General features: G+C 33.0%; 15 protein-coding genes. 13 read left to right on the top strand and 2 right to left on the bottom strand.

The features are described from left to right. The first annotated feature begins 14 nt into the window (after positions 1 to 14). From ppdK to G9F72_RS17640, 6 genes are all read left to right on the top strand, one after another. Positions 15 to 2,657: a pyruvate, phosphate dikinase gene (gene ppdK, locus G9F72_RS17665; RefSeq protein ID WP_164955940.1), complete on the top strand. Its 2,643-nt coding sequence runs from the start codon at positions 15 to 17 to the stop codon at positions 2,655 to 2,657. A gap of 319 nt (positions 2,658 to 2,976) precedes the next feature. Then, a complete protein-coding gene (locus G9F72_RS17660) occupies positions 2,977 to 3,132 on the top strand; it encodes a hypothetical protein (RefSeq protein WP_164955939.1) in 156 nt (51 codons plus the stop codon). A gap of 1 nt (position 3,133) precedes the next feature. After that, positions 3,134 to 3,592, top strand: coding sequence for a MarR family winged helix-turn-helix transcriptional regulator (locus G9F72_RS17655; protein WP_164955938.1), 459 nt, complete (start codon positions 3,134 to 3,136; stop codon positions 3,590 to 3,592). A gap of 2 nt (positions 3,593 to 3,594) precedes the next feature. Continuing rightward, positions 3,595 to 4,791, top strand: coding sequence for an MFS transporter (locus G9F72_RS17650; protein ID WP_164955937.1), 1,197 nt, complete (start codon positions 3,595 to 3,597; stop codon positions 4,789 to 4,791). A 72-nt stretch (positions 4,792 to 4,863) separates the two neighbouring features. Next, positions 4,864 to 5,127, top strand: a complete 264-nt coding sequence (locus G9F72_RS17645) for a cupin domain-containing protein (protein ID WP_164955936.1) — start codon at positions 4,864 to 4,866, stop codon at positions 5,125 to 5,127. 92 nt (positions 5,128 to 5,219) lie between these two features. Continuing rightward, positions 5,220 to 5,855: an MBL fold metallo-hydrolase gene (locus G9F72_RS17640; protein ID WP_164955935.1), complete on the top strand. Its 636-nt coding sequence runs from the start codon at positions 5,220 to 5,222 to the stop codon at positions 5,853 to 5,855. Between the two features lie 589 nt (positions 5,856 to 6,444). On the opposite strand, the gene G9F72_RS17635 is transcribed toward G9F72_RS17640, so the two are convergent. Beyond that, positions 6,445 to 7,263, bottom strand: coding sequence for a MerR family transcriptional regulator (locus tag G9F72_RS17635; RefSeq protein WP_164955934.1), 819 nt, complete (start codon positions 7,261 to 7,263; stop codon positions 6,445 to 6,447). Between the two features lie 178 nt (positions 7,264 to 7,441). On the opposite strand from G9F72_RS17635, the gene G9F72_RS17630 reads away from it, so the two are divergent. From G9F72_RS17630 to G9F72_RS17620, 3 genes are read left to right on the top strand one after another with little or no spacing between them, the layout of a single operon-like run. Further along, positions 7,442 to 9,556: an FAD-dependent oxidoreductase gene (locus tag G9F72_RS17630; protein ID WP_164955933.1), complete on the top strand. Its 2,115-nt coding sequence runs from the start codon at positions 7,442 to 7,444 to the stop codon at positions 9,554 to 9,556. Between the two features lie 16 nt (positions 9,557 to 9,572). Further along, on the top strand, positions 9,573 to 10,262 hold the full coding sequence (locus G9F72_RS17625; protein ID WP_164955932.1) for an NADH-ubiquinone oxidoreductase-F iron-sulfur binding region domain-containing protein: 690 nt from the start codon (positions 9,573 to 9,575) through the stop codon (positions 10,260 to 10,262). A gap of 41 nt (positions 10,263 to 10,303) precedes the next feature. Continuing rightward, a complete protein-coding gene (locus tag G9F72_RS17620) occupies positions 10,304 to 11,761 on the top strand; it encodes an FAD-dependent oxidoreductase (protein WP_164955931.1) in 1,458 nt (485 codons plus the stop codon). 208 nt (positions 11,762 to 11,969) lie between these two features. On the opposite strand, the gene G9F72_RS17615 is transcribed toward G9F72_RS17620, so the two are convergent. Then, positions 11,970 to 13,037 (bottom strand): CotS family spore coat protein, encoded by a 1,068-nt coding sequence (locus G9F72_RS17615; protein WP_164955930.1) that lies wholly within the window; start codon positions 13,035 to 13,037, stop codon positions 11,970 to 11,972. Between the two features lie 170 nt (positions 13,038 to 13,207). Here G9F72_RS17615 and G9F72_RS17610 point away from each other — a divergent pair, with 170 nt between their 5' ends. The 4 genes from G9F72_RS17610 to G9F72_RS17595 all read left to right on the top strand — a co-directional run bounded on the left by G9F72_RS17610 (position 13,208) and on the right by G9F72_RS17595 (position 18,339). Further along, positions 13,208 to 14,236, top strand: coding sequence for a deoxyguanosinetriphosphate triphosphohydrolase (locus G9F72_RS17610; protein WP_164955929.1), 1,029 nt, complete (start codon positions 13,208 to 13,210; stop codon positions 14,234 to 14,236). Positions 14,237 to 14,464: 228 nt separating this feature from the next. Further along, positions 14,465 to 16,234, top strand: a complete 1,770-nt coding sequence (gene dnaG / locus G9F72_RS17605; RefSeq protein WP_164955928.1) for a DNA primase — start codon at positions 14,465 to 14,467, stop codon at positions 16,232 to 16,234. A gap of 22 nt (positions 16,235 to 16,256) precedes the next feature. Further along, positions 16,257 to 17,351 (top strand): RNA polymerase sigma factor RpoD, encoded by a 1,095-nt coding sequence (gene rpoD / locus G9F72_RS17600; protein WP_164955927.1) that lies wholly within the window; start codon positions 16,257 to 16,259, stop codon positions 17,349 to 17,351. A gap of 100 nt (positions 17,352 to 17,451) precedes the next feature. Further along, complete coding sequence (locus tag G9F72_RS17595) at positions 17,452 to 18,339, top strand: PH domain-containing protein (protein ID WP_164955926.1); 888 nt, start codon at positions 17,452 to 17,454, stop codon at positions 18,337 to 18,339. The last annotated feature ends 7 nt before the right edge of the window (positions 18,340 to 18,346 follow it).

Here is an 18,346-nt window from a genome sequence, read left to right as displayed (position 1 = left end):
AGGGGTTGTATGGAATGGAAAATAAAAAATATGTTTACCTTTTTAGCGAAGGTAATGCTTCAATGAAAAATCTTCTAGGCGGAAAAGGTGCAAACCTTGCAGAGATGACCACCCTTGGAATTCCAGTACCACAGGGATTCACAGTAACAACTGAAGCTTGTAATAAATATTATGAAGATGGCCAATTAATTGCATCTGAGATTGTTAATGAGATACATTCTAAAATGGCTGATCTTGAAAAAATTACTGGAAAGAAATTTGGAAGTTTAGAAAATCCATTGCTTGTATCAGTTAGATCTGGAGCAAGAGCATCAATGCCTGGTATGATGGATACAATTTTAAATCTTGGATTAAATGATGAAACAGTAGAAGTTATGGCAAAGCTAACAAATAACCCAAGATTTGCGTATGACTCTTACAGAAGATTTATTCAAATGTTTGCTGACGTTGTTATGGGCGTCGAAAAAAGAAACTTTGAAAACATTATGGATATTATGAAGGAAGCAAAAGGCGTAAAATTCGATACTGAACTGGATGCTAATGATTTAAAAAAATTAGTTATACAATTTAAAGAATTCTATAAAGAAGATAAAGGTGAAGAATTCCCAAGTGACCCAACAAGTCAATTAATTGAGTCTATTACAGCAGTATTTAGATCATGGGATAATCCTCGTGCTAACGTGTATAGAAGACTCAATGACATTCCAGGAAATTGGGGAACAGCAGTAAGTGTTCAAGAAATGGTATTTGGTAACAAGGGAGAAACATCAGGAACTGGAGTTGCATTCTCAAGAAACCCATCTACTGGAGAAAAAGGAATTTATGCTGAGTACTTAATGAACGCACAAGGCGAAGACGTTGTTGCAGGGATAAGAACGCCTCAAGATATATCACAACTTCATAAAGATATGCCAAAAGTATATGGCGAATTCATGGCTATTGTTAATACTCTTGAAACTCACTATAAAGATATGCAGGACATGGAGTTTACAATTGAAGATGGGAAATTATACTTCCTACAAACAAGAAACGGCAAGAGAACTGCACAAGCTGCATTAAAAATTGCTGTGGAACTAGTTGAAGATGGAATGTTAACAAAAGAGCAAGCTATGATGAAGGTTGACCCAAAACAACTAGATACATTGCTTCATCCTAACTTTGATGTAGAAGATTTAAAGAACTCTACAGTAATTGCCAAAGGTCTGCCAGCATCTCCTGGAGCTGCTTGTGGAAAAGTTTGCTTTACTGCAGAAGATGCAAAAACTAGGCACGAAGCTGGAGAAAAAGTTGTCCTTGTAAGGCTTGAAACTTCACCAGAAGATATTGAAGGCATGATTGCCTCTGAAGGTATCTTAACAGTAAGAGGCGGAATGACTTCTCATGCTGCGGTTGTTGCAAGAGGAATGGGAACTTGTTGTGTTGCTGGTTGTGGAGATATAAAAGTTAATGAAAAAGAGAAAACTTTCAAAATAGGTGAACTAACATATAATGAAGGTGACTTTATTTCAATGGACGGAAGTACAGGAAATGTATATGCTGGAGTAATTAAAACAGTTGAACCTGAAATAAGCGGTTACTTTGAAACATTTATGGGCTGGGCTGACGAGATAAGAAGTCTTAAAGTTAGAACTAATGCAGATACTCCAAAAGATACAGCGCAAGCAGTTAAATATGGAGCTGAAGGCATAGGATTATGCAGAACAGAGCATATGTTCTTTGATGCTGATAGAATAATGGGCATAAGAGAAATGATTGTTGCTAAAGACGAAGCGAAAAGAAGAGTGGCTCTTGCAAAATTATTACCAATGCAAAGAAAAGACTTTATAGGAATCTATGAAGAACTTGCTGAAAGACCAGCTACAATAAGATTCTTAGATCCACCACTACATGAATTCTTACCACATGATGATGAGGATATAAAAGAATTAGCCATTGATATGGGAATAACTTTTGATGAGCTAAAAGCTACGGTTGAATCATTACATGAATTCAATCCAATGATGGGACATAGAGGATGCAGACTTGCAGTATCTTATCCAGAGATAGCTGAAATGCAAACTAGAGCGGTTATTGAAGCTGCTATAGATGTTAAGAATAGAAAAGGATACAATATTGTTCCGGAAATAATGATTCCTCTAATTGGAGAAGTTAGAGAATTAAAATATGTTAAAGATATAGTAGTAAGAGTAGCTGATGAAATCATAGCTGAAAAGGGCAGTGATTTAAAATACATGGTTGGTACAATGATTGAAATACCAAGAGCAGCTCTTACTGCTGATGAAATAGCAAAAGAAGCTGAATTCTTCTCATTTGGAACAAATGATTTAACACAAATGACTTTTGGATTCTCAAGAGATGATGCAGCAACCTTCTTAAAACACTATTATGAAAAGAAAGTTTACGAATTTGATCCATTCCAAAAATTAGATCAAGTAGGCGTAGGCAAACTTATTAAAATGGCTGTTGAACTTGGACGCCAGGCTAGACCTAATATAAAACTTGGAATATGCGGAGAACACGGTGGAGACCCATCTTCTGTTGAATTCTGTCACAATGTTGGACTTGATTATGTATCATGTTCACCATTCAGAGTTCCAGTTGCAAGACTTGCAGCTGCACAAGCTGAAGTTAATAATCCAAGACCAAGTAAAAAATAAAATAAATAGTATAAGATAGCTCGTAAAGCCTTATAACATGAAGGTTTAGAGAAAATAAAGTTTGGGTATTGGCCTTAAGGTCAATACCCTATTTTTTTGATTTTTTGTATTTTGGTACAAAATCATGGGTGAAAAATAGCATAAATTAATTAGTTAAACCCAGCAATATAAATCGGGGAGGGTAAGATATTGTGAAACTTTAACATTAAGAAAATCCACTTGGTTGTGAGCTATTTTTAGTTCTATTTAGATTTGGAGAAGAAACTTTGCTAGGTGGCTTCTCCCTTTCTTATTTTACACAAAAATATAGGATAAAGGAATGCTAAATAAATTATTTGAAAGATTAAAATTCAAATCTACAACTAAAAAGAGTAATAGTGAAAACTCTGCAAGTTCTAAGCTTTACTACTGCTTGACAAATATACATGCAGTGATTATAATTGCTATAGCAAGTACTTTTAGAAAGGAGAGTTAAAATGCAACTTAATGATTACATAGGATTTATCTTTAATAATGCTTCTCGAAAATTAAATCAGTTTGCAATGAGTTTTTTTAAACCCTACGATTTAACACCGGAGCAGGCGGGAGTCATTCGAAGGTTGGGAGAACAGGAAGGCATAAGTCAAAAGGAATTATCTATACGAATGGTGAAAGATCAGACAAATATAACCAGGTTATTGGATCAACTGGCGAAAAAGAAACTTGTAAGAAGGGGACCCAATAAGGAAGATAGGAGATCATTTCTAGCGTATCTAACAGAAAGCGGAAAAGAAATGAATGAAAAAATAATTCTAATAGAATCAGAGATTATGGAAAGCGTATTTAAAGGTTTGTCTGAGGAGAGAATAACTTTATGGAAAGAAGTACTAGAAGAAATAGCTGAAAATATAAACGCACATAACAACGTTAGTGCCAATAATGAAATGGAGGAATAAATATGAAAGAACATGGGGTATGGAGTAAGGAATATATATATATTTGTATCAGCAGCTTTTTCTTATTTATGATATTTTACTCTCAAATGGCAGTACTTCCTTTATTTGTTACCAACGGATTGGGTGGAAGTGGTCAGCAGGCAGGTCTTGCTACGACCATGTTTCTGATTGGGTCTGTGATATTCAGGCCCTTCGCCGGAAAATGGGTAGATGAACTCGGAAGAAAGAAAATGCTGCTCATAGGCCTTTCCTTGTTTTTAGTGGCCAGCATCATGTATATTGAAGTAAAGAATCTTTCTAGTTTGTTAATATTACGATTTATCCATGGTATTGGTTTTGCCTTAGCCAATACTGCACTTTGTACTGTTATTACGGATCTCGTTTCTGAAAAACGCAGAGGAGAGGGGCTTGGGTATTTCGTTACTTTTATGAACTTGGCAATGGTAATTGGTCCTTTTCTAGGACTTACTATGATAGCACACGGTAGCTTTAAACTATTCTTTATCACCACTGCAATATTTGCTGTATTATCTTTTTTATTTGGAAATATCGTTCGTATTCCTAAAACATTAGTAAAGGGAAAGGTTATAGTACAGGAATACCAGGGTCTGAAAAGATATTTTGAACCGAATGTTGCGTCAATAGCCATTGCTGGTTCATTTGTATCTTTTGCTTATGCAGGAATATCTACTTTTTCTTCAATATATGCAAAACAGATTGGGGCTTCAGAGGTCGCTGCCTACTTTTTTGTAAGTTATGCTATAATGCTTATATTATCTAGGCCTTTTGTGTTAAAATTATTCGATCGCTCCGGGGCGAATACAGTTATTTATCCGGCATTTTTCATTCTTATAGTAGGGATTATTAGTTTAGCACTGGCAAAAGGGCCATTTATGTTTCTGGCCAGTGGTGCAATTATCGGAGTAGGCAATGGAACGCTTTTCTCGTCCTTTCAGACTATGGCAGTAAGTCTATGTCCTGGAAACCGCAGTGGGGTTGCAACTTCAACATACTTTTTAATCTATGATACAGGTATGGGTCTAGGAGCCTTTATCCTTGGCATGATAGCAGCTCATACAAACTACCATTTAATGTACTTTATATCTGCTTTAATCGTATTGATTTCAACACTGTGCTATTATACTCTATGTCATAGAAATATTAATAGCATAGACAATCATATGCAACGGGCAGCTTAAACATAGCATTAGATTTAAATATAATAAAATATCATTTTTAAAATCAAAATTTCAATTAAAGGAGAAATAAAAATGAATTTAGAAAACATTAAGAAATCCATTGTAACTAATGTATATCACATTCCTGCGGATAAGAAGGTAGCTTTGCACAAACATCCAAAGCATGATGAAATTTTCTACTGCATCAAAGGTGACGGTTTTGGTGTGCTGGAGGATAGAGAAGTGGAATTGACAATAGGTAAAGCTTTTATTGTTCCTGCGGGAGAAATGCATGCTTTACGCTCAGATAGAAATCTGTATGTTAGCGCTTTTTTGATTCCTGTTGTTGAAGAATAAAACTATATACGTTATCAATACCTATGTATTATTTGTACAAAATAATAATAAATTTTAAATTTGTATTCTAATTATCAGGAGGAGGTAAATAAATGTCAAGTATTTATGAAGATTTACATCAATTTAGTTCTTACGTACCACCTATAGATCTTACTTTTCATCAGTATCTTTTATTAGCTGATGAATCTATATTGGTTCATACAGGCAGTGTACAGCAGGCGGAAGCTTTGGTTCCTCAGCTGAAAGATGTTCTTGCTGGTAGAACACTAAGGTATATTTTTATTTCACACTTCGAATCAGATGAATGTGGAGGTCTGTCACTAATATTAAAGCATTTTCCTGAAGTCAAGCCAATCTGTTCGGAAGTTACAGCAAGACAGCTAAGCGGCTTTGGTATTACAAATGATATAATAATTAAAAGACCAGGAGAAAAACTGATTTCTAATAGCTATGAGCTTGAATTCATCAATTACCCATCTGAAATGCATCTTTGGGAAGGATTATTGCTCATGGAAAACAAGCGTGGAATATTCTTCAGCAGTGATTTAGTATTCCGCTTTGGAAATGCACACAGTACAGTAATAGAAGGTAATTGGCAAACAGAAATAGAGAATATTACACCACAGCAAGTACCGCACCCTCAGCAAAGAGCACAGCTTCAGCAGACTTTAGCGCAATTAAATCCTAAATTTGTGGCTACTGGTCATGGCCAATGTCTTAAATTTTAACATATAAGTAAAAAATCAATCTGAGCCACCATATTAGAAGGTACGATATCATAAGGGAATGGAAGAAAACAGCAACTTGCAAATAAGCAGATGACAAAAGGGATGGTCAAGCTCTTCAATATAATCTCTTATTCAACACTATCATAGAACATAATCGAAACAAAAAGTGCATATATAATTTAGAAAGGAAAATTTTAGATTTGTATTGAATTACATGAAGTGTTCCATAATAGTGAAAAATAGAGGTTGGTCTATTATGGTTGCACTAGCACAAGCTGAAGTAAATAATCCAAGAAAAAAATAGTGTAAGCATAGCTTAAAAAGTTTTATATAATGGGTATTTGAGGCTATCACTATAAAAAGAATAGGGTATTGGAACTTAATTTTAAGTTCCAATACCCTGTTTTTTATACAAAATGATATGTTGTATTATTTATATAATTAAATATTACTTCGTACTTGTAATAAATATGCAATAACAGTATAGTTATTTCCTATGTATTTCTGTGGAATACTGTAATAGCCTAAACTGTTAACAGTGAAAAAACATTTTTCATATTAAGTATCTTATGGTTTTCGTTCAATTGATTTATATAAGATGCATTATTTGTAAGTCCATGTAATAATCGTATTTTGAAGAAGCAGATACGTTGATCATTTTTGATACTAAATAAACTGTATCATCAAGTTTTATATTAGTGGTATGTGCATATCTTAGCAAATCACGCAGAGCGGCTGAACAATTTTCTTCGGAATAAAGGAACCGTTTGGTAATGTAACGGCCTTCAGGGAGGATTTTTGATTTTAATCCAGGGATTTTTTTGTCGGAAAATATACCAAACCCTTTTACCTGAAGCTTTTGTGTTTTTTCATATTTAGATAAGGAATAAATAGAACACATTACGTTGTTCTCACTATTATCTATATTGATGGTATCAATAGTATTTCGATTTACGTACTTATCTATATCATAAATGGAAATATCTAGTTTGATATAATAAAAATTACGATTCATGAGATACTGTTCATATATTTCATTTTTTTCTGGATACTTCTCTCGATATTTAATATCAGCTATCAAACCATCTGTGATTCTTTTAGAGTATTTAAGTTCGGCTATTTTTTTATCCAATTGTTCTTTATGCGACTCTAAAAGAGTTAATAATTTGTCATTTTCTTTATTCTCATCTATTAATTTTTTTACATCTCCTAATGGAACATAAAGTATTTTGTTTAAATAGCGGATGATATCAATGATAAAAAATTGCTCATAGTTGTAATAGCGATATCTTGTATCTACGTCTATATAAGAAGGTTTTATTAAATTTATCTCATCATAATGGCGCAATGCTTTTGGTGGTATATTCAAAATGCGAGACACTTCACCGATAGAATATAATTTTGTCATTTTTTTAACACTTCCCTATTGACCTTGCCCTTAGGGCAAAGATTATAGTTGTATTATAAATTAATAGTTAAAAAATAGTCAAGTGGGTTGAAGAAATATTTAAAAAGGTATTAATTCTTCCCTAAGGGAAGCAGATAAAATAACTTAGTGAAAAGATTATGGGAATGGAGTGTAAATAATGAAAATGGTATCGATTACAATTGACGGCTATACTTTAGAAGTAGAATCAGATAAAAGCGTTTTGAATGCAGCGTTGGAAGCAGACATGTATATTCCTCATTTATGTCATCATCCAGATTTGCCAGATATTGGCGCATGTAGATTGTGCGTTGTAGAAATAGAAGGATGTGACGAAATCAAGACAGCTTGTACTACTAAGGTAGAAGATGGAATAGTAATACATACAAAAACAGAGAAGTTAAATGCAATGAGAAGGCTATCAATGGAATTAATGTTGGCTAATCATGTTGATGATTGTACTACTTGCTCGAAATATTTAAAATGTGAATTACAGTCATTGATTCAATACTTGGGAGTAAGTACCTCTCGTTTGAAAAGAACATTAAATAGTGTACCAGTGAATACATGTAACCCACTTATTGTACGAGACATGAATAGGTGTGTGTCCTGTGGACGTTGTGTACGAGTTTGTAAAGAAGTTAGAGGGGTCAACGTTCTAGATTACGAAGTGACAGAAGATGATAGAATCATGGTTGACATTCGCAATCACAATTCTCTAACAAAAGAGAATTGCCGTTTTTGTGGAGCTTGCGTAGAAGTCTGTCCTACAGGAGCATTGCAGGATAAAGAGGGAGTATTTAAACAGAATTTCAATCGTGAACTTGGTCTTGTTCCATGTAAGGCAGAATGCCCAGCAAATATTGATGTTCCCAAATATATTAGATATATTAAAGAAGAAAAATACCAGGCTGCTATTGCAGTTATTCGTGAAAAAGCACCATTCCCTCACTCATTGGGATATGTTTGCATGGCCTTTTGTGAAAATGCATGTAGGAGAAAAGAAATCAATAATTCCTTATCAATCAGGGAATTAAAGAAATTTGCAGCTGAACATGATCAGGGATTATGGCGTGATAAAGTTACTTTTAAATCTAAAACAAATAAAAGAGTTGCAGTTGTAGGTAGCGGACCTGCAGGTTTAACAGCAGCATATAATCTTGCAAAATGCGGACATGAGGTTACAGTGTTTGAAAAATCATCAGTAGCTGGAGGAATGTTATTAACTGGTATTCCAGAATATCGTCTTCCAAGAAAAGCAGTTAAGGCAGAAATCGCAGAGATAGAAAGTATTGGAGTTAAAATAGTAACTAATGCATATGTGTCTTCACTTGAGGATTTAAAAGCTAAAGGCTTTGACAAAATTTTAATAGCAATTGGCGCTGGAAAAGGTATACGTTTAGCAATCGACGGAGCTAATTGTGAAAATGTTTATGAAAATATAGATTTTCTAAAGAAAGTTTCACTTCAAAAGCCAGTACCCCTAGGAGAAAAAGTAGTAGTTCTAGGCGGCGGTAATGTAGCATTTGACTGTGCAAGAGTAGCAAAACGATTAGGCGCAAAAGATGTCACAATTGCTTGTCTTGAAAGCAGAGAGGATATGACTGCAAGTGCTGATGAAATAGAAGAAGGAACAGAAGAAGGAATTACAATCCTTAATTCCAGAACATTTATGGATATTGAAAATGACGGGACTACTGCGTCAGGAGTGAAGTGTCAGGAGGTAGAATCATTTAGTTTTGATGAAAATAAAAGATTGCAGCTTCAAATAGCACCGGATTCAGAATATGTTATACCAGCAGATACAGTTATCTTTGCTATAGGACAAAGACCAGAAATACCAGAAGGATGGAATGTTCCTACTGGACGGGGCAATTCAATTGTAACTGAAGATGAAATGAAGATAAGTGACAGTGATATGTTTGCGGTTGGCGATGTAGTATATGGAACCAATTCTGTAATTAGAGCAATTGCAGCTGGACGTAGAGCAGCGTCTGCTATAGATGTTGCATTGGGTGGAGATGGAATAATTGAGGATAAATTAACAGAAGATGTTGTGCTTGATCCATACATTGGTAAAGATGAAAAATTTTTATATCTTGAAAGAGAAAAAAATGGATGTGAAGCTATTGAAAGCCGTATTCAAAACTTCAAAGAGGTAAATCATTGTTTAAGTGAATCTTCAGCTTGTAGGGAAGCAAACAGATGCTTGCAGTGTGATTTGCGTACACAGATTACAAGACCAAAATTATGGGCTCAGTACAAGGTTAAATAAAAGGAGGTGAAAAAGTATGACATTACGTGAAAGAAAATTATGGAAACAAACATCTGTGGAAGAAATCAAGGATTTTGTAACTCAGGCATATAATCAAGAGGCAGAAAATCTATGTCCTGTTGACAAGATGAGAGCATTTACTGATAGTATAAGACGTACAAGCTGTGGAGAATGTGTAATCTGCAGAGAGGGGATATTGCAGATTAATGTAATGGCAGAAGGAATTACCCAAGGTACTGGACGCAATGGAGATATCGAAGTTATAACCGAAGTGTCAGAGGATTTAATCATAGGTTCCTGCTGTAATTATGGTAAAGAAGTTGGAAAAATCACTAAAAAGATAATAGAAGATGAGCAGGAACAATTTGAAAAACATATAAAAAGAAAAAGATGCGATACTTTAGTATGTAAGAAGTTTTTCAGTTACTATGTTGCACCAGAAAAATGTAACGGCTGTGGTAAATGTGTAGACAAGTGTCCTAAAAAAGTAATTGCTGGTGGCAAAGATTTAATTCATGTGATTGGGTCATCTCTTTGTGACAGATGTGGAGATTGCGTAACAGTATGTGAAGCATTCGCAATTCAAAAAGCAGGAGCAGTAGTACTTAAGGTTCCATCTGAACCGATTGCAGTGGGAAGCTTTGAGAAGCAGATAGAAAATGGCGGTGGATTGATGGCTCGCAAAAGACGTAGAAAAAGTGAATAATATAAATATAAATACTTATAACATAAAAGGAGGAAATTAACATGAGAGAATTTGAGACAGACGTGGTTGTAATTGGAGGAGGAGCATCAGGACTTGCAGCGGCAATTACTGCAGCTGAAAATGGTGCACAGGTAATGATGCTTGAAAAAGCCAATTCTACAGGTGGATGTGCCAATATGGCAATGGGATTGCTTGGGGTTGAAACAAAACTTCAAAAAGAAAGATTAATTGGTCTTACAAGAGAAGAAGCATTCGAAAAATTTATGGACTATACACACTGGAGATCAGATGCAAAATTAGTTAAGAAATATATTGATCAGTCAGCAGATACAATTGAATGGTTACAGGAAATGGGCGTGGAATTCGCATTACCATCAAAATATTTTCCAGGCTCAGAAGCAACTTGGCATATTGTTAAGCCTAAAACTGGAAATCCAGGACTCCGTGCAGCTGCTACAATGATTAAAGCAATGACAGAAAGAGCAGACGAATTAGGTGTTAAAATATTATTAGAGACACCTGTAAAGGGTCTTATTAAAGAAGAGGGAGAAGTTATTGGTGTAACAGCTAATGATAAAGATGGTGAATTAGAAGTTTATGCTGGAGCAGTTATTATTTCTACAGGTGGTTTTGGAGATAGCCCAGAGTTCATTAAGAAATACACTGCATATGAATGGGGAAAAGACTTATTCTCATATCGTATCCCAGGATTAACTGGAGATGGAATTCAAATGGCATGGGATGCAGGTGCAGCTAAAGATTATATGGACATGGAACTTGTATTCTTTGCTCCAAATACAGGAGGGTATGCACCAATAGAACTGCCTTTCCGTCAGCCTAATGTTTTCGTTAATTTAGATGGAAAACGGTTTTACAATGAAGAAGTTGTTGAGAATCCAGTATTTTCAGTAAATGCTATTTCACGTCAGAAAAACCGTGTTGCATTCTCAATTATTGATGATAAATTAATTAAAAAATATGAAGAGAATGGCTTAGATTTAATTAATGTGGTAACATCTTCTATGGATATGTCATACTTTAATCACGAAATGGAAGAAGCAATTAAAAACGGAAGTGACGTTTTATTTATTGCTGATTCAATTGAAGAATTGGCTAAAAAAACAAGTATTGATAAAGAGGGATTAAAAGCCACGTTGGAAAGTTACAACGAAGCATGCAAAACAGGAGACAAGGACTTTGGCAAAAATCATAAATATATGATTCCTATTGATGGTTCGAAATTCTACGCTTTAAAATTTGCACCAAGTGCATATGGAAGTTTGGGTGGAATTAAGATTAATGATATGACAGAAGTAGTAACCGATGATTTTAAAGTTATTTCAGGATTATATGCCGCAGGAACTGATGCAAATTCAATTTGTAACCCTGACTACGTATTTGTTTTACCAGGCAATTCTCTAGGATTTGCTGTAAATAGTGGTAGAATGGCAGGTAACAATGCTGTTGAATATATTAAAACAAACCTTGTAGAAGAATAGCAATGATTTTAACAAATTGGAGTAGTTAATAATATCAATGGCTACAAGAGTGTTCCATAATAGTAAAATATAGTGGTTGGTCTTTTATGATAGCTGCACAAGCTGAAGTAAATAACCCAAGAAAAAAATAGTGTCTTCACCAAGATGTAGTTAATAGATTTATCTCAAAAAGCCGCTGCTTTGCAGTGGCTTTTTACTTATGAATAAATTATAAAATTGTTTTAAATTTATTTTCCATATAAGCTTTAAGCCCGAAAGCAAAATCTAATTGATATTCATTTTTGTTAGTTGAATTATTTAGTAGATTTAAGAAAGCTTTTTTATTGCATTTATTAATATTACCATAATAATCTCTTGATATTTTCCAATACCTTTGGGGAAAGGCTAAATATACAAGAATATATTTATAATCATCCAAGGTTAAAGTTAGAATTTTATCATATAATTCTAAAAAGCTTATTGCGAGCTCTAAATCCCATTTTGTGCTGTCTCTTTTTAGAAGTCGCCTTAAACAGTAGGAAATATCATGGGCGCAATAATCATTTCTACATTTATCAAAATCTATTACCCATATTTCATTATTAGTATCAAATATAATATTTTTATTAACATAGTCAAGATGACACAATGATTTTGTAAGATTATCCTGGTTCATACCATAAGCAATGTGGGTAGAACATTGAGCCAGCTTATTACTCGAATCAAAATGCTCAAGATATAGTCTCGAAAAAGCATCATCATATTTATAAGCTAAATTAGAGAAATTAAGAAGGCTTTCATAGTGCTTATACATTGAAGTGCCTAAGGTCCCGTAGCCTTCCTTTATGTTGCTACCACATATAGGGGTGAAATTAATACTTACTTTATGCATATTTGCAAGATTGCTACTACAGGCTAGTATATGATCTATATTATCGTAGTCACATTTAATACCATCTACCCAGGGAGTAAGTATGAATAGCATATTATTGTAGTTTATATATCTGCTATTGGTTTTTGTCTTAAGGATTCGAGGTACATGGATACCATTTCTATATAACCATTCTATAGCTGAATATACAAATAATAAATCCTTTACGCTGTAATAAACTTTTTTTAAACAATAGCATTCATCGAAGTATTGCACTTTATATACAGCTCTTTGTTTATCAGTATCTTTAAATTTAATTTGCGATATATCAGCATTAGTTAAGTTATATTGAGGGAGGATGTATTTTTTTACGTTTTCTTCAGATAATAAATCTATGTTATTTATGTTTTTAGCTGTGGAGGGCATCATATCACTCCTAAAAAATTATTACATTATTAGGATATTAATAAAATTTATATAATATACGTTTAATATTAAAAAAGGGAAATTAATTTAATTTGTAGAATACTAAGTAAGGTGTATAAAAAAATAATATAAGCAATTATAGAAATAGTTTTCGGTTCAGGAGGGAATTTATGAACATTCGCCAAAGAATAGAAACCAATGAAAGTAATATAATTATGACCTATGGGGCCTTATCTATAAACTCAAAAGGACGAAAAATATCAGAAGAGCTAGATGATGTAAGAACCTGCTATATGGTAGATAGAGATAGGATAATACATAGTAAATCATTTAGGAGACTGCAGCATAAAACTCAAGTATATATAAAGGCTAGTAGTGATCACTATAGAACAAGACTTACACATACCCTGGAGGTTGCACAAATAGCTAAAACTATAGGTAAAGGTATAGGTTTAAATGAAGATCTAATAGAAGCTATAGCGCTAGGGCATGATATAGGGCATGTACCCTTTGCTCATAATGGGGAAGAGGTGCTTAATGATATTTTGCCAGGAGGGTTTAGGCACAACGAAAATAGCATTAGAGTGCTTACAAAAATTGAAAAATTAGGTGCTGGACTTAATTTAAGCGTGGAAGTACTAGATGGAATTCTCAATCATAGTGGCTTTTCTAGAAAGAGTGGAAAGGCTGAAACACTAGAAGGTCAGGTTGTTAGGTATAGCGACAAAATCGCATATGTTAATCATGATATAGATGATTCCATAAGAGCAGGATTATTAAAAGAGTCAATGTTACCAAGGACTGCCCTAGAAGTTTTAGGCACAAATCATGGCAAGCGAATAGATACCTTAGTTAGAGATTGTATTTTTAATACATTAAATAACTTAGATAGGGATAAGATAGAGGTATCACTTAGTGAAGTCGTATCAGGTGCATTGGGTGGTTTAAGAAATTTTATGTTTGAAAATATATATAAAGGAGAAATATTAAAGGAAGAAAGACAAAAAGCTCAATTTGTTGTAACGCAAGTATTTACATACTACTATAACAACCCACAGGCAATGCCAGACTTTTACAAGTGTATAGTTCAGGAGGAAGGATTAGATATAGGAGTAGCAGATTATATTTCTGGTATGAGTGATGATTATTGTTTAATGCTCTTTAATAATTTGTACCTCCCTAAAGTTGTTATTTATTAAAATATTAGAATAAAGCAGTAAATACTTCCATAAGAGTGAACTTATTCTGAATTTAAAAATAAAAAAATAAAAAAATAGAAATATTGAAGGAAATTTGTAATTTATAAAGAATATATAATATGCAAGCATAATTATTATTAAAAAAAGTGGATATAAAGAAGGATAATACACTTTTTTGTCGAATAGGAATACGTTGTGAATTTATATAAGTAAGGTGGTAGTAAATTATTGATTGCTGAAGATGTCATCCGAAAAATAAAGGAACAAAATGATATTGTGGATGTAATATCTGAAAGTGTTAAACTTAAAAGAACTGGAAGAAATTACATTGGACTTTGTCCTTTTCATAATGAGAAGAGTCCTTCTTTTACTGTATCTCAAGACAAACAAATTTATAAATGTTTTGGGTGTGGTGAAGCTGGGAATGTAATTAGTTATATTATGAAGGAGAGGAATGTAACTTTTCCTGATGCTGCAAGGCTCCTTGCTGAACGAGCCAACATTAGTATAGAAATAGACAATGAGGAAAACAATGTACAAAAGGACATATATAATAAAATGTACAATATTAATGTAGAAGCTGCTAGGTATTTTTATGACAATTTAAGAAAGGATAAGAAAGCTGGAGCATATTTTGTAAACCGAGGAATCTCTGAAACTACTATGAAGAAATTTGGTTTAGGGTTTTCCATTGATAAATGGGATGGCTTGTTATTATACCTAAAAAAGAAAGGTTACTCTGAACTCGATTTACTAAATATAGGATTAATTATTAAAAGTCCTAAAGGTTCATATTATGATAGATTTAGAAATAGAATAATGTTTCCTGTGTTTGATTATAAGGGGAAGGTCATTGGATTTGGAGGAAGAGTTTTAGACGATTCAAAACCAAAGTATTTAAATTCACCTGAGACTACCTTATTTCATAAAGGATATAATCTTTATGGATTGAATTTTGTAATCAAAAATAATAAATCTCGAACAATTATAATTGTAGAGGGATATATGGATTGTATTTCACTTCATCAATATGGTTTTTCAAATGTCGTTGCATCCCTTGGTACGGCACTTACTATTAATCAAGCAAAATTATTAAAAAAGTATGTAGATAAAGTCATTATTTCCTATGACGCTGATTTTGCAGGTCAAGCAGCGACACTAAAGGGACTAGAGACATTAAGGAATGAAGGCTTTGATCTGAGAGTGCTAATAGTACCAAAGGGTAAGGATCCTGATGAATATATAAAAAACAATGGACAGCAGGCTTTTCAGAAACTGGTGGATGATGCTCTTCCTATAATAGATTATAGAATTAAAAGAGCAAGTGACGGAATAAATTTTTCGAATAGTGAAATGCTAATACAGTATGTTAAAAAGGTAACTGAAATTATTGTAGATTTAGATCCTGTTGAAAAAGATGTTCATATAAAAAAGATTTCTGAACAAACAGGCATCAAAGAACAAGCAATATATGACTTATTAAGAGAAGAAATTGACAAAAATTCAAAAAAAACTCAAAAAATGAATATACAACAGGATTTTGGACAAAAATTATATTTAGAACCAGCTTATATTAAGGCTGAAAGAAATTTATTGAAGTTCATGTTTATAAGCGGGGAAAATTGTGATTATATTACAGAAACCCTGTCCATAGATCAATTAGTACTTGAAAGTCATAAAATTATATATAAATTAATTGTTGAATATAAAAATTTAGCAAAAGATGAAAAAATTAAAAACATCGAGTTTAGATGTAATGATATAGAATGTACAAAAGAATGGATAAATACTATGGAAATTGAATTTGATGGCGATGAAGAGTATCATAAAAAACTTATAAATGACTGCATAAAAGAACTAAAAAAATTCAAGTTAGAGGAGTCGAAAAAAGAAATTATGAATAAAATCAAAAAATATGAATCAAAAGGTTTGTTAGAAGAATCTATAAAACTTGCCCAAAAACTTATAGACGTGCAAAAAGATATAAAACAATTATAGTATTTAGAAAGGAGGTAATATGATGAAGGATAAAAGCTCAAAAATGACTATAGTCAAGAAACTTATTGAAAAAGGTAAGAAAAAAGGATCCTTAACTTATAAAGAAGTAATGGATGAACTTTATGAAATAGATCTAAGCCCAGAACAAATAGAAAAGGTTTATGAAGTTTTAGAATCAATGGAAATAGATGTTGTTGGGGATATGAATGAAGTGGCGCCTAGTACTGGTGCTCAAGCTGAAAGTGAACCAGAAACTGAAGAACTTGATGTTAGCATACCTGAAGGTATATCTATAGATGACCCAGTTAGAATGTATTTAAAAGAAATTGGAAAAGTTTCATTATTATCATCAGCTGAGGAAATTGAACTTGCTAAAAGAAATGAAGAAGGCGATCTGGTTGCGAAGAAAAGACTAGCAGAGGCTAATTTAAGACTAGTGGTTAGTATAGCTAAGAGATATGTTGGACGGGGAATGCTATTCCTAGATCTTATTCAAGAAGGTAATTTAGGGTTAATAAAAGCTGTAGAAAAATATGACTATAGAAAAGGATTTAAGTTTAGTACCTATGCTACTTGGTGGATTAGGCAAGCAATAACTAGAGCCATAGCTGACCAAGCGAGAACAATAAGGATACCTGTGCATATGGTTGAAACTATAAATAAGCTTATTAGAGTTTCAAGGCAACTCCTTCAAGAACTTGGTCGGGAACCTCAACCAGATGAAGTTGCTGAAAAAATGGAAATGCCTGTGGCAAAAGTTAGAGAAATAATGAAAATTGCACAGGAACCAGTATCTCTTGAGACACCTATAGGCGAAGAAGAGGATAGTCATTTAGGTGATTTTATTCCAGATGATGATGCACTAGCACCGGCAGAAGCTGCAGCATTTACAATGCTTAAAGAGCAATTAATCAATGTTTTAGATACCCTAACTCCTAGGGAAGAAAAAGTATTAAGATTAAGATTTGGACTAGATGATGGACGCGCAAGGACTCTTGAGGAAGTTGGAAAAGAATTTAACGTAACTCGCGAGAGAATAAGGCAAATTGAAGCCAAAGCACTACGTAAGTTAAGACACCCAAGTAGAAGTAAAAAATTAAAAGATTATTTAGATTAAACACCTTATTTAAGGTGTTTTTTTCTTTATGTAAAATTATGGGTAAATATTTACAAGATGGATTTAAATATGATATAATGTAGCTTAAGAAGGTGATTTAATGGATAGTTATATATCTAAGGGAGGACGCGGACTAGGGTATATTATACTCATGACTGCACTATATAATATATTAATCTTAATATTATTAAAATTTACCGATTCATACATTGTAGCTAGCCTGTTAAAGCTTATATTAGTGTCATTAAATATATATCAAATATACTTCATGTTGCTTTACTCATCACTTAAATGCACTATTGATGACAAAAATTTTGCTATTTATGCTATTGGGTCGTTAAAAAAAGTAATTATACCCTTAAATGAAATTGAAGGATATACTATGTCAAGTGGAACAATTAAAGGGATTAAGCTTAATGGTATAGCCGCTAGCAACTTTGCTATGGGGAGATTTGTTATTGATAAAATTGGCATATCTAGAATGTTTGTTACAGATAATAAAAATGTTTTTTATCTGAAAACGCAGCATATGAATTATGCAGTATCTCCTGTAGATTATGAAAAATTTGAGGGAGCACTAGTAAATCACAATGTAAATAGAGTAGAGTGGAAATATAAAGTAAATAATAGCTATAACCTTCATAAAGACAAGCATTTCATTATACCTTTAATGATAGTTAGTATATTAACGTTAATTTTAACCTTGAATCCATTTATATTATATTTAAAACATATGATACCTAATAGTATGCCCTTAAACTTTGATGCGAATTTCTACCCAATAAAAATGGGGACGGACAAACAATTTGCATTTACCCAGATGATTTACGGGGTATTAAATATGGCATTGCTATTTTGTATGTATTATGCAAGCTATTTTAGTGCAAAATATGACAGAAAATCAGCATATAAATTTATATATTTGTCACTAATTGTGGCCATGATATTTTTAATTATGCAGTTTAAAATATTAATTAACTTTAGATAAGGATGGG

This window comes from Clostridium estertheticum (assembly GCF_011065935.2).
GTDB classification, from domain to species: domain Bacteria; phylum Bacillota; class Clostridia; order Clostridiales; family Clostridiaceae; genus Clostridium_AD; species Clostridium_AD estertheticum_A.
The sequence above is the reverse complement of the archived record's forward strand: the minus strand, read 5'-3'. Positions and strand labels throughout refer to the sequence as shown.